This is a genomic window from Novosphingobium sp. 17-62-19 (genome assembly GCF_002256775.1).
Classification (GTDB): Bacteria; Pseudomonadota; Alphaproteobacteria; order Sphingomonadales; family Sphingomonadaceae; genus Novosphingobium.
The window spans coordinates 21,834-34,527 of the sequence record NZ_NCII01000023.1 but is presented as its reverse complement, the minus strand read 5'-3'; the positions used below and the strand labels follow the sequence as shown (position 1 = coordinate 34,527).

Here is a 12,694-nt window from a genome sequence, read left to right as displayed (position 1 = left end):
CCAGAACGGCGGGCGCATTGCCAACTTGCGCATCGCCACGTCCGAAAACTGGAAGGACAAGAACACCGGCGAAAAGAAAGAGCGCACGGAATGGCACACGGTCGTGCTCAATTCCGATGGCCTTGTCGGTGTAGCCGAACGCTACCTGAAAAAGGGCAGCAAGGTGTATATCGAAGGCCAGCTGCGCACCCGCAAGTGGCAGGACCAGTCGGGCAATGACCGCTACAGCACCGAAGTGTCGGTTGGTGGCATGGGCGGCGTGCTGACCATGCTCGACGGCGCACCCGGTGCTGGCGGCGGTGGCGGTCGTTCGTCCGGCGGTGGCTGGAATGATGGCGGATCGTCAGGCGGCGGTTCGCGCGGCGGTGGTGCAGCGGCTGGCGGCGGCTGGAATCAGGGCGGTGCCAGTGCAGGTGGCAGCAGCGGCGGCTACGGCGACGATCTGGACGACGATATTCCGTTCTAAAGCCACCCAAAATGCACTGTTCCCCCGCGAAGGCGGGGGCCTCGTGCCGTTTACGGAACCTCTCAGTAAAACGCCTGAGGCCCCCGCCTTCGCGGGGGAGCAGTGTTTTTTTGGGGGGTAGCGGTTATGTCCCCCGCGTATCCCCATAAAGGTGGATGTGCAGCCGGTCGGTAAACCGCCAACCGCGCTCCAGCGCTTCCTCGGCGAGCCAGCGCGACCGTTCGCGCAGAACAGTGCTGGCCGTGCCTTCCGGCATCACGAACAAGTGATCGGGCGCGATCCCGTAGCGATCCTGCAACGCTGAAATCTCCGCAAGATCGGCAGGCGTTGCCACTACGAACTTGAACCATGCTCGCGTGTCCTGTGCCCACTGCGCCAACCGCTCCGGTACCAGCGCCAGCGCGGCGTCATTGCCCGAATGCGCCAGCTTGGGGCTGACGTTGAACTGGTCCACTTGGCGGTCGAGCGCCGGATGCACCGCCACCGTTCCATTGGTCTCGATCTCCACGTGAAAGGCTGGGCGTGCTTCTTTCAGCCGCGCCACCATCCGCGCCAGTGCCGCGCCTTGCAGCAAGGGCTCGCCCCCGGTGATGACCAGCCGGTCCTCCGGGTGGGCGAGGATCAGCGCGGCGGCGTCGTCTTCGGTCATGGTCAATTGGTTGTCGATGCGCTCGAACGCCACTTCATCGCGGTGTGGGCGATTGTCGCCGGAAAAGCGCCAGGTGTAGGCCGTATCGCACCACCGGCAGGCCAGATTGCAGCGACTCAGGCGCACGAAGATTGACGGGCGGCCCATTGAAGGGCCTTCGCCTTGCAGCGAGGAGAAGACCTCCGGCTCGCCGGGGTTTACGGTGGCGAGGGTCAGCACGCGCCATCCTCCCCGGCACGGGGAGGTGGACCGCCGCAGGCGGTGGAGGGGGCTATCCACCTGGCACAATCTTGAAGGGCGGCTCTCCAACGATAGCCCCCTCCACCACGCTTCGCGCGGTCCCCCTCCCCGTGCCGGGGAGGATGGGCGTTGTGTAGCATCACCCCAACCGCGCCAGCGCCGCCGCAAGCCGTTCGGCCTCGGCAGCGTGCATGGCGTGGTCGGCGCGGGCCTTTTCGACTGCCTCGGGCTTGGCCTTTTCGACGAACGAGGGATTGCCCAAGCGTCCTTCGAGCGACTTGGTTTCCTTCTGCGAGACTGCCAGGGCCTTTTCCAGACGGGCCTTTTCGGCAGCAATGTCGATCACGCCTTCCAGCGGCACCACGATGTTGGCGTCCCCGGCACCCACCTGCATCGCCGCACCCGCAGGCGCTGCTGCAAAGCGGATACCGTTCAGGCGCGCCAGTCGCTCGATGGCTGCGGGGTTGGCTTCGATGATGCCGCGCGTCTGGTCCGAAGGATCGGGCAGATAGGCGTCCAGCTTTGCCCCCGGCGCGATGCCGAGTTCGTTCTTGGCGGTGCGCAGGTTGGAAACGAGTGCGATCAGCCATTCGACCTCGCGCTTGGCCGCCGGATCGACCGAGGCCTGCGGATCGGGCCAAGCGGCCACGATCAGCTCGCCTTCACGCTTCCCAAGCGAATGCCACAATTCCTCGGTCACAAACGGCATGAACGGGTGCAACATCACCAGAATCTGGTCGAGCACCCAGCCTGCCACCGCGCGGGTTTCGGCGTCGAAATTGCCCTTCACCAGTTCGATGTACCAATCGCAGAACTGGTCCCATACGAAGTGGTAGACGGTGTTTGCCGCAGCATCGAAGCGCAAGTCGGCCATGGCCTGATCGAGCGCGGCGACGGTTTCCACCACTTCGCCGATGATCCACTTGTTGACCGCCGATGTCGCTGCCGGAGCTGCTACCGACGTGCTGCCGGTGATCCCGTTGCTCTGGCAGAAGCGCGCGGCGTTCCACAGCTTCGTGGCGAAGTTGCGATAGCCTTCGACGCGGCGTTCATCCATCTTCACGTCGCGGCCCTGGCTCTCCATCGCGCACATGAAGAAGCGCAGGGCATCGGCGCCGTACTTGTCGATCAGCAGCAGCGGATCGACCACGTTGCCCTTCGACTTGCTCATCTTCGCGCCATCGGCGGCGCGGACGAGACCATGGAGATAGAGCTTCTTCCAAGGCACTTCCTTCATGAAGTGCAGCCCCTGCATTGCCATGCGGGCGTCCCAGAAGAACAGGATGTCGAAGCCGGAAATCAGCAGGTCGTTGGGGTAGTGTTTGGCGAGGAGGGAGCGATCCTCCCCGGAACGGGGAGGGGGACCGCCCGCAGGGTGGTGGAGGGGGTTATCCCCAAAAGGCTGTGCGTGCGGAGAGCCCCCTCCACCATGCTGCGCATGGTCCCCCTCCCCATGCTGGGGAGGATGATCCTCCGGCCAACCGAGCGTGGCAAAGGGCCACAACGCGGAGGAGAACCATGTGTCGAGGACGTCTTCGTCGCGGGACAGAGTGACGCTGGCCCCGGCCTTTGCCTGCGCTTCTTCTTCAGTCTCGGCTACGTAGCATTGCCCGTCAGAGCCATACCAAGCCGGAATCCGGTGCCCCCACCACAATTGGCGGCTGACGCACCAAGGCTGGATGTTTTCCATCCAGTTGAAGAAGGTCTTCTCCCACGTCTTGGGCACGATCTCGATCTCGCCAGACTTCACCGCAGCAATTGCGGGCTGGGCCAAAGTCTCGGCATCGACATACCATTGGTCGGTCAGCCACGGTTCGATCACCACGCCGCCGCGATCGCCGAACGGCGTCTGGATCGTGCGTGGTTCGAAATCGGCGGAAACTTCGTTGCCTTCCTTGTCCGTCGTCACGTGGGGTATCAGGAAGCCTGCTTCCTTCATCCGCTCGACCACCAACTTGCGCGCGTCGAACCGGTCCATGCCGATGAATTCGGCAGGCACCAGACCGTCCGCCGTCTGCACAACCTTCGCCTCGGCATCGAACATGTTGAGCATGTCGGCGGCCTTGATCCCGGCGCGCTTGCCCACTTCGAAGTCGTTGAAATCGTGGCCCGGTGTGATCTTCACGGCGCCGGAACCCAGTTCGGGATCGGCGTGTTCATCGGCTACCACTTTGAACCGGCGACCGGTCAGCGGTTGCAGGATGTCCTTGCCGATCACGCTGGCATAGCGCGAATCTTCAGGATGCACCGCCACGCACATATCGGCCAGCATCGTCTCGGGACGCGTGGTGGCGACCTCGATGTAATCCAGCCCATCATCGCGCGTCACGCCATCCGCCAGCGGGTACTTGAAGTGCCAGAAGCCGCCCTGCGTCTCGCGCGTTTCCACTTCGAGGTCGGAAATCGCGGTCTTCAGCTTGGGGTCCCAGTTCACCAAGCGCTTGTCGCGGTAGATCAGGCCCTGTTTGTGCAGGTCGACAAAGACCTTCACGACCGCCTTGGTGAAGTGCGGGTCCATCGTGAACTGTTCGCGGGACCAGTCCATCGAACAGCCCAGGCGCCGCAGCTGGCCGGTGATCGTGCCGCCGCTTTCGTGCTTCCACTCCCACACTTTGCCGATGAATTCATCGCGGGTGTAGTTGCTGCGCTTGTCGCCCTTGGCCTCCATCTGGCGTTCGACCACCATCTGCGTGGCAATGCCCGCATGGTCGGTGCCGACCACCCACAGCGCATCCTTGCCGCGCAGGCGTTCATAGCGGATCACCACGTCCTGCAGCGTGTTATCGAGCGCGTGGCCGATGTGGAGGCTGCCGGTGACGTTCGGCGGCGGGTTCACAATGGTATAGGGTTGGGCGTCGGGCCGTTCGGGCCGGAACAGGCCGTTCGATTCCCAGTGGGCATACCACTTGGCCTCGATCCCGGCGGGTTCGAAAGTCTTGGCCAGTTCGCCTGAATTCTGCTGTGCGTTGTGCTCGTTCATGGGCCAGCGCCTTGCCATCCCCCGCGCCCGGCTGCAAGCATTGCGGGGAACCGCAAAGGCTGTTCCTTCGTTACGGCTCATGTGTTGCACTTGTCGCCCCGTCCGATTTACCCCATGAAGCGGGCAACATGCGGGAACTGACCGATTTCAATCTTGTGCCTGCCGACAACGGGGGGGCTGCAACGCTCGCTTTCAGCGGGCCGATGACCGTTGCTTCGCTCGGCGCGGCAGACACGCGGCTTCGCAACCTCAGCGATTCTTTCAACGAAATCGACATTTCCGGCGTCACCCGCATCGATACCGTCGGGGCGTGGACCGTGTGGCGGCTGTCGCGTGATCATGATGCAAAGATCACCGGTTGCAGTGATGAGGCGCAAAAGCTGGTCGATGCGATCAGCAAAGCCGATTCCAACGCCGAAGACGTGCGCGCCCCGCGCCTGCCACTGCTCACCCGCGTGCCCGCTCATGTGGGCGAGGTGATGATCGACCTTGGTCGGGGCATGTTGCAGGTCGTCGGCTTCCTTGGGCAGATCATACTTTCTGCGGGCACATTGATCCGTCATCCGGGACGCTTCCGCATGAAGGCGCTGGTCCACCAGATGGAACTGGTCGGCGTCAATTCGCTCGCCATCATCGGCTTGATGAGCTTCCTTGTCGGCATCGTCATCGCACAGCAGGGCGCGGTGCAGTTGCGTCAGTTCGGGGCGGAGATCTACATCGTCAACCTCGTCGGCCGCCTCACCTTGCGCGAACTGGGCGTGCTGATGACCGCGATTATGGTGGCGGGCCGCTCCGGCTCGGCCTTTGCGGCGCAACTGGGCACGATGAAGCTGACCGAAGAGGTTGATGCCATGCGCACCATCGGCGTCTCGCCCATGGAATCGCTGGTCCTGCCGCGCATCCTTGCCACGATGATCATGATGCCGCTGCTCGGCTTCTATTCTGCTTTCGTCGGCATTGTTGGCGGCGCGTTTCTGTCCAGCATTACGCTCGGCATTCCGTTCTTCACCTTCCTTGCGCGCATTCAGGAAGTGGTGCCGCTGCACGACGTGTGGGTGGGTGTGACCAAGGCCCCGGTGTTCGGCCTGATCGTCGCGCTTGCGGGCTGCTACCAGGGGATGCAGGTAAAGAACAATGCCGAGGAAGTGGGCGCGCGCACCACGGCAGCGGTGGTCATGGCGATCTTTACGGTGATCGTGCTCGACGCCTTCTTCGCGGTGTTCTTCACCAACATCGGGTGGGGCTGATGTCAGAGGGTGAGTTCCCCATCCGTGTGCGCGGCGTCCGCAACGTGTTCGGCAGCCATGTGATTCACGATGGGCTTGATCTGGATGTCCGTAAGGGCGAGATTCTGGGCGTGGTCGGTGGATCAGGTACCGGCAAATCCGTGCTGATGCGCACGATCATCGGCTTGCAGATTCCCGATGCCGGCGAAGTCGAAGTGTTGGGCGACACCATCACCGATGCGCGCGACGATGCTGACATCGACATCCGCAGCCGGTGGGGCGTGCTGTTTCAGGGCGGCGCGTTGTTCTCCACGTTGACCGTGGCGGAGAACGTCGAGGTCCCGCTGCGCGAGTTCTTCCCCGAAATCACCGATGAACTGCGCCACGAAATTGCGCGCTACAAGGTGCTGCTGTCAGGTCTTCCCGCCGAGGCGACAGCCAAGTACCCGTCTGAGCTTTCCGGCGGCATGAAGAAACGCGCAGGCTTGGCACGTGCACTGGCGCTTGATCCTGAACTGCTGTTCCTTGATGAGCCGACCGCCGGGCTGGACCCGATTGGCGCTGCCGCGTTTGACCAGCTGATCCTCAACTTGCAGCAGACGCTGGACCTGACCGTGTTTCTGATCACGCACGATCTTGATACGCTATATGAGATTTGTGATCGGGTGGCCGTGATCGCCGACCGCAAGGTGATTGCCGTCGGCACGATTCCCGAACTGCTCGCGCTCGATCATCCGTGGATTCAGGAATACTTCAACGGCCCGCGTGGCCGCGCGGCGCAGGATTCGCAAGTGCGACACGATGCGGTGAAGGCACAAATATCGGGCGAGACAATTTCAAACGATACGCCTTCGCGGGCCGGACCGGACGAGGCATAAGGATAGGCAATGGAAACGCGCGCAAACCATATCTGGGTCGGCCTCGTCACGCTGGCGCTGCTGGCGGCTGCGGCCCTGCTTACCATGTGGATCGCCCGGCTTAACCAGAGCGAATCGGCACAGTACGATATTTTCTTCAAGCAATCGGTCGATGGGCTGGCCAAGGGTTCGGAAGTGTCGTTCTCCGGCGTGCCATCGGGACAGGTGAAAGAGATCGAACTGTGGGAGCGCGATCCTGAATTCGTGCGGGTGCGCATAACGGTGGACAAGAAAGTGCCGATCCTCGTGGGCACCACGGCCAGTGTGCAGGGCAGCTTTACCGGTGTTTCCACGATCCAGTTGACCGGCGCGCACAAGGGTGCCCCGCCGATCGAATGCCCCAAGGAAAACAAGCGGCTGACGTGCCCGGAAGGCGTGCCGGTGATCCCGACACGGCGCTCCGGCCTTGGCGAAATCCTGTCGAACGCGCCGCTGCTGCTTGAGCGGCTGGCCACGCTGACCGAACGGTTGACGATGGTTCTGTCTGACAAGAACCAGAAGTCGATCGAGAACATCCTTGCCAATACCGACAAGCTTTCAGGCAATCTTGCTGACGCTGCGCCCGACGTGAAGCGCACGATGGCTGAATTGCAGGCCACGCTGCGGCAGGCCAACTACACGCTGGCCAGCTTTGAAAAGCTGACCAATTCGGCGGATTCGATGCTGAATGACGAAGGCAATGGCCTTGCCAAGCAGTTGCGCCAGACGCTGAAGTCGGCGCAGGGCGCGGCGGATGAACTGCAAGGCACACTCAGCGATGCGCGCCCTGCCGCCAAGCAATTGAACGAGCGCACGCTGCCCGCCGCCGAAGCCGCGATCCGCGACCTTCAGGCAACAACGCGGAGCTTGCGCGAAGTGACCGACAAGCTGAACGACAAGGGCATCAGCGGCTTCGTCGGTGGCCCCAAGCTGCCCGATTACAAGGATTGAGGAGGCGATGAAGATGATCCGCAACACTCTGCTCGCCGCCGCCATTGTCGCCAGCCTGTCGGGCTGCGTCAGCCTTGGGCCGAAGGCACCCGACAGTCTGCTCGCACTGACTCCCACGGCCACCGCGGCGGCAGGCAGCGGCACCAGCGGGACCATCGGCAACGCGTTGGTGGTGATCGAGCCCGAAGCCGAAGCGCGCCTCGCCGTCACGCGTGTGCCGGTGCAGATCGACGATGCGAACGTCGCCTATCTTAAAAAGACTATGTGGGTCGAACGTCCCTCACGCCTGTTCCAGCGCCTGCTGGCTGAAACGATCCGCGCGCGAGGCAGCCGTCTGGTGATCGAGGGTGAGCCGGGTGCCAGCAACCAGCACCTGTCTGGCCGTCTTCTCGACATGGGTTACGATGCGCGCAGCCGTATGGCGGTGGTGCGCTTCGATGCGGTGAAGGAATCGGGCGGCCGGATCGAGACGAAGCGCTTTGAAGGCACGGTCCCGGTGGCTGATGCCGAAGCGGCGTATGTGGGGCCTGCGTTGAATGAGGCGGCCAATGCCGTGGCAAAGCAGGTGGCGGATTGGGTGGGCTGAAGTGCCGCCCTCTATCCTAAAATCAGCGCCCTCGCGAAGGCGGGGGCCTCGGGGTTCTCAAGCAACCCTAGCGTAAACGGCCTGAGGTCCCCGCCTTCGCGGGGAAGCAAGATTGACGGCTCAGCGCGCTAACCCCGCAAACCGCGCTGCTGCGGCAAACGCTGCAGAGCGCCGCTCACGCCGTTCCAGTGCCTCTTCATCCTTGCCCCAAAGCTCGGCCTGCCAGTCCTCTTCCAGATTGGCAGCATCCCACAGCGCGTCGAGGTCCACCCCCGGCGTCAGCGCGGCGAGCCCGATTACCAGCGATGCAGCAAGGCTCGCCGTGTTGCGCAGCGCCGCCAGTTCGAACGGGTTCAGCCGGTCCAGCTCCGCCTGCAAACGTGCCAGAGTTTCAGGCGGCTGCGGTTTGTGGATAATGCCCGAAATGCGCACGAACTTTACGCCCAGCCGCGTTTCCGCATCCAGCAGCAGCGGCTCCCACATCAGCCTTTGTCGCGCGGCAAAAGCCTCGTCCGGCTCGGCGCGATAGCACAGGGTGTCGGTCTCGGCGTAAGGCAGGATTTCTGCCGCAACGCCTGCTGGATCACCTGCCACCACATCCAGCGCATAATCCGTCATGTCGCGGTAGAGGAAGCGTGCGGGATCGATCTCTTCGCCCTGTCCGGCCCATTCCGCTGCCAGTGCCTCGGCCAGCGCGCACGTGGGCACCAGTTGCGGCCTGCCGCCCACCGATTTGATCGCTCGCCCATCGAGCCGCACCCCGAAGCCGCCGTCTGCCGCCTCGACCGTTACATCTTTGTAAAACCGCTTCATTGTCCGTCCGGTGTTTTCCACTGTCGTGCCAGCAGACGTGGCACCCAGAAAAATTCGGCCATGCCCAGTACGGCCAGCACATACCCCGCCTCTTGCGGCAAGCTGGCAAGGAGAGAAGGTCCGCGCCCCGTTCCGATCATCACGCCCAGCAGCACCATGACCGCGCCCGAAAGCCGCACGGCCTGTAGCGCGAAGAATCTGCCTGCCGCAGGATCGCTCACTGGATTTCTCCGAGCAGGTCACGCAGATGGTCCACGCTTGTCGCCACGGCCTGCGCCCCGGCTTCGATCAGTTCGTCGGTCTCGTGATAGCCCCAGTCCACGCCGATGCCCTTGACGCCTGCGTTCACGGCCATGTGGATGTCATAGACGGTATCGCCGATCATCGCGGTGCGCAGCCGGTCCGCACCTGCATCGGCAATGCACTGTTCGATCATCGAAGGATCGGGCTTCGAAGGATGCCGGTCAGCCGTTTGCAGTGAAACGAAGTGTCCGGTCAGCCCGTGCGTGGCGAGACAGTGGGCGAGCCCCTTATCCGACTTGCCTGTCGCCACGGCCAGCTGCCAGCCTTGCCCGGCCAGTTCCACGATCAAGCTGGCAATGCCGTCATACAGCGGCTCGCCCACGGCGCCTGCTGCCCGGCGCGCACGGAATGCGTCCTTGTACAGCTCGGTCAGGCTGGCGTGATCGTGATGTTCGCCCTCAGGGTGCAACTGCCGCATCGCTTCGTGCAACGAAAGCCCGACGACCCGCCGCGTGGCATGGCGTTCCGGCGGGATCAGCCCGGCAGCGGTGAAGGCCGCGTCCATTGCCGCACAGATGTCGGCCTGGCTGTCCACCAGCGTGCCATCACAATCGAAGATCGCCAGTTTCACAGCTTGTTCCCCTCGATCAGCGCGCCTTGCCCCTTGGCGCCCCGCCAGCAGGCTTGCGCGAAGCCGGCCGCGTGCCACTAGCCTTGGCATCGGCAGCCTTCGCTACTGAGGCTCTGGCCGCGCCGAACTTCACCCCGGCAGGCTTTGCAGCGGGTCTTGCCGCCGCCTTCGCATCGCCTCGGCCCGCTGACTTTGCTCCAGAAACCTTGGGTCCGGCAGTCTTCGGCCCGGCCTTGGCACCGGCTTTGCCAACAGGCTTGGCCCCGGCGCGCTTGCCCGTAGGCGTACGTCCGGCGCTGCCAGCACCTTTTTCGTCATCGGCGCGCTTGCGGCGTTCGCCCCGGCGTTCCTTGCGGTATTCCTTGGCGTGCGCTTTGGCGGCGCGCTTCTGCATGGTCTTTTCGGGGATCGGCTTGATCGGATCGATCGCCAGATCGCCGTCTTCCTCGTGGAAGCCCAATTGCGCCATGCTCGCTTCGAAGTGCGAAGGCAGGGGGGCCGTCACGTCGAGCAGGTCGCCTTCAGGATGCTCGATGCGCAACCGGCGGGCGTGCAGGTGCATCTTGCGGCTGATTGTGCCGGTCAGGAAAGCGGTTTGCCCGCCATACTTGCCATCGCCCACGATGGGATGGCCGATGGCCGCCATGTGGACGCGCAACTGGTGCGTGCGGCCCGTCAGCGGCTGTAGTTCCACCCAAGCCGCAGCATTGCCCGCGCGGCTGATCACGCGATAGCGGCTGCGGGCGGACTGGCCTTGGCCGCTTTCGTCGACCATCATCTTTTCGCCGCCAGTGCCCGGCTGCTTGGCGATGGGCAGTTCGATCAGCCCGTCCTTCACATCGGGCACGCCGACGACCAGCGCCCAATAGATCTTGCGCGCGGTGCGGCCCGAAAAGCGCTTGGAAAAGAATGCGGCACTGCCCGGCGTGCGCGCGATCAGCAGGACACCCGACGTGTCCTTGTCCAACCGGTGGACCAGACGAGGACGTGGCGCGCCTTCTGCGGCATAGGCATCGAGCAGGCCGTCGACATGCTCGTAGGTCCCGCTGCCGCCTTGTGTGGCAAGGCCCGGCGGCTTGTTCAGCACAATCGCGGCGCGGTCCTTTTCCAGCACCATCGATTCGGCCAGTTCGATTTGCGCGTCGGTCAAGGGCGCGCGCGGACGCTCACCTTTGCCAGGCGTGCCGACCGGCGTGGCATTGCCCGGCGGGACGCGCAGGATTTGCCCCGCTTCGATTCGCGTGTCTACATCAGCGCGCTTGCCATCAAGGCGGATCTGCCCGGTGCGCGCCCAGCGCGATACGGTGGCAAAGCCCACTTGCGGCAGGTGCCGCTTGAACCAGCGGTCCAGCCGCGCGCCTTCATCGTCCTTGCCGATAGTGAACTGGCGGACATTGACATCCGACAGTGCGCCTTGCCCCTTCTTTACAGCGCTCATGCTGCACCTCGCATAAGTGAAAGACCAAGGAACAGCCCGGCGATTCCTGCGAAGATCGAGCCAAATACATAGGCCCCAGCCATGCCATAGAGCCCGCGCTGCATGAGCAGGGCAGTCTCAAGGCTGAAGGCGGAAAAGGTTGTGAAACCGCCCAGCACACCGACGCCCAGCAACAGGCGCAACGATTCGCTGCCGCCTTCACGCGCCAGATATCCGGCAAGGACGCCCATGAGCAGGCTGCCTGCCACGTTGATAAGGAAGGTGTGCCAGGGGAACACGCTGTTGGGGCCGGAAAACGCGGTAACCGCGCGCCCCGCATGGAAGCGCAGCATGGCGCCTACGCCGCCGCCAAGGGCGACGATGGCGGTTGCCGTCAATGTATTGGGAGATGTCATGCCCACGCCCTTAGACTCTCAGGTCAAGAAATGCACGACTTTGCTTGCCTTTGCTGCCCGATTTGGCTAGTGGCGCTCCCGTTCGGGCCGGTCCTGTACGGATTCGGCACGTTTGGTATTTCCAGAATCAGGGCAACTCCCGCCGGTTTCGCGGGCTCTTGCTGACAGTTTGAGGTGTAGGCGTTTATGCAGATTCTCGTTCGCGATAACAACGTTGACCAAGCTCTTCGCGCATTGAAGAAGAAGCTGCAGCGTGAAGGCGTCTATCGCGAAATGAAGCTTCGCCGTCACTTCGAGAAGCCGTCGGAAAAGCGCGCCCGTGAAAAGGCTGCTGCTGTCCGCCGTGCTCGCAAGATGGAACGCAAGCGCATGGAACGCGACGGCGGAAAGTAAGTAAGGTGGGGCGGAAACGCCCTATCTGGCTACTTGCCGTTTGAGCCTGCATGGGCCAAGAGGGCGCCGAACTCCGGCGCCCTTTTTCGTGTGCCGGGAATGGCCATTCGAATCATCCGGCGCGATTCGGGCGAATCGCGCTTGAGGGGAAAAGCATGTCGGAAATTACCCGCGTCCCGCTCCAGCCTGTTGCCAAAGGCTCCGTCGGCAAGATCTGGCTTGGCGTCATCGCCGCTGTCGTGCTCGGTTCGGGCGTGGCCTATGCCACCCGCTATCAGGGTATCGAGATCGAGACGATCAAGGCTGGCGCAGGTGCTTCGCCCACCAAGTCTGACGTTGCGCTGATCAACTATGTTGGCCGTCTTGCCAGCGGCAAGGAATTTGACCGGGGCGAACGCGCGGTGCTTCCGCTGGAAACCGTAATCCCCGGCTTCTCCGAAGGCCTTGGCAAGATGCAGAAGGGCGGCAAGTACGTCCTCGAAATCCCGGCCGAGAAGGGTTACGGTGCCGAAGAAAAGCGCAACCCGCAGACCGGTGAGGTGGTGATCCCCGCCAATTCCGACCTCGTCTTCGAAATCGAGCTGATCGATTACAAGAGCGCGGCTGAACTGGAACAGCAGCGCATGATGCTCGAACAGATGCAGCGGATGCAGGGCGGGGCCGGTGGTGCACCGGGTGGCGCAGCGATGCCGCCAATGCCCGGTGGCGTTCCAATGCCCGGCGGCCCTGAAGGCGCGCCACAACCCAAATAGTAGCCGGGCAGGGCCTTTGCGGTCCGGCCTTGGCT

Annotated in this window: 14 protein-coding genes; 7 read left to right on the top strand and 7 right to left on the bottom strand. The window is 63.3% G+C overall.

Going from position 1 to position 12,694, the window contains the following annotated elements:
- Positions 1–466, top strand: a 466-nt coding sequence (gene ssb, locus B7X90_RS06380; RefSeq protein ID WP_292622777.1) for a single-stranded DNA-binding protein, incomplete at its 5' end; no start/stop codon positions are given.
- Positions 467–590: 124 nt separating this feature from the next.
- On the opposite strand, the gene B7X90_RS06375 is transcribed toward ssb, so the two are convergent.
- Both B7X90_RS06375 and B7X90_RS06370 read right to left on the bottom strand, forming a co-directional pair.
- Positions 591–1,334 (bottom strand): 7-carboxy-7-deazaguanine synthase QueE, encoded by a 744-nt coding sequence (locus tag B7X90_RS06375; protein WP_292622775.1) that lies wholly within the window; start codon positions 1,332–1,334, stop codon positions 591–593.
- Positions 1,335–1,494: 160 nt separating this feature from the next.
- A complete protein-coding gene (locus tag B7X90_RS06370) occupies positions 1,495–4,335 on the bottom strand; it encodes a valine--tRNA ligase (protein WP_292622772.1) in 2,841 nt (946 codons plus the stop codon).
- Between the two features lie 128 nt (positions 4,336–4,463).
- On the opposite strand from B7X90_RS06370, the gene B7X90_RS06365 reads away from it, so the two are divergent.
- Genes B7X90_RS06365 through B7X90_RS06350 form a run of 4 tightly spaced genes read left to right on the top strand, consistent with a single transcriptional unit; the run spans position 4,464 to position 7,994 of the window.
- Positions 4,464–5,582 carry an ABC transporter permease gene (locus tag B7X90_RS06365; protein WP_292622770.1) on the top strand — a complete coding sequence of 373 codons (1,119 nt, stop codon included), beginning with the start codon at positions 4,464–4,466 and terminating at the stop codon, positions 5,580–5,582.
- Entirely contained in the window at positions 5,582–6,439 is an 858-nt protein-coding gene (locus B7X90_RS06360) for an ATP-binding cassette domain-containing protein (RefSeq protein ID WP_292622768.1), read from the top strand. The genes B7X90_RS06365 and B7X90_RS06360 overlap by 1 nt, the downstream gene beginning before the upstream one ends.
- A 9-nt stretch (positions 6,440–6,448) precedes the next feature.
- On the top strand, positions 6,449–7,408 hold the full coding sequence (locus B7X90_RS06355; protein ID WP_292622766.1) for an MlaD family protein: 960 nt from the start codon (positions 6,449–6,451) through the stop codon (positions 7,406–7,408).
- Positions 7,409–7,421: 13 nt separating this feature from the next.
- Entirely contained in the window at positions 7,422–7,994 is a 573-nt protein-coding gene (locus tag B7X90_RS06350) for an ABC-type transport auxiliary lipoprotein family protein (protein WP_292622765.1), read from the top strand.
- Positions 7,995–8,114: 120 nt separating this feature from the next.
- On the opposite strand, the gene B7X90_RS06345 is transcribed toward B7X90_RS06350, so the two are convergent.
- Genes B7X90_RS06345 through crcB form a run of 5 tightly spaced genes read right to left on the bottom strand, consistent with a single transcriptional unit; the run spans position 8,115 to position 11,514 of the window.
- Positions 8,115–8,807 (bottom strand): ATP12 family protein, encoded by a 693-nt coding sequence (locus tag B7X90_RS06345; protein WP_292622764.1) that lies wholly within the window; start codon positions 8,805–8,807, stop codon positions 8,115–8,117.
- A complete protein-coding gene (locus B7X90_RS06340) occupies positions 8,804–9,028 on the bottom strand; it encodes a hypothetical protein (RefSeq protein WP_292622762.1) in 225 nt (74 codons plus the stop codon). Before B7X90_RS06340 ends, B7X90_RS06345 begins: the two co-directional genes overlap by 4 nt.
- Positions 9,025–9,681 carry an HAD-IA family hydrolase gene (locus B7X90_RS06335; RefSeq protein WP_292622760.1) on the bottom strand — a complete coding sequence of 219 codons (657 nt, stop codon included), beginning with the start codon at positions 9,679–9,681 and terminating at the stop codon, positions 9,025–9,027. Before B7X90_RS06335 ends, B7X90_RS06340 begins: the two co-directional genes overlap by 4 nt.
- 16 nt (positions 9,682–9,697) lie before the next feature.
- Positions 9,698–11,119, bottom strand: coding sequence for an RluA family pseudouridine synthase (locus B7X90_RS06330; RefSeq protein WP_292622758.1), 1,422 nt, complete (start codon positions 11,117–11,119; stop codon positions 9,698–9,700).
- Positions 11,116–11,514, bottom strand: coding sequence for a fluoride efflux transporter CrcB (gene crcB, locus B7X90_RS06325; protein ID WP_292622756.1), 399 nt, complete (start codon positions 11,512–11,514; stop codon positions 11,116–11,118). The genes B7X90_RS06330 and crcB overlap by 4 nt, the downstream gene beginning before the upstream one ends.
- A gap of 186 nt (positions 11,515–11,700) precedes the next feature.
- Here crcB and rpsU point away from each other — a divergent pair, with 186 nt between their 5' ends.
- Positions 11,701–11,907: a 30S ribosomal protein S21 gene (rpsU, locus tag B7X90_RS06320; RefSeq protein WP_292622754.1), complete on the top strand. Its 207-nt coding sequence runs from the start codon at positions 11,701–11,703 to the stop codon at positions 11,905–11,907.
- Between the two features lie 155 nt (positions 11,908–12,062).
- Entirely contained in the window at positions 12,063–12,659 is a 597-nt protein-coding gene (locus tag B7X90_RS06315; protein WP_292622750.1) for an FKBP-type peptidyl-prolyl cis-trans isomerase, read from the top strand.
- Positions 12,660–12,694: the final 35 nt, after the last annotated feature.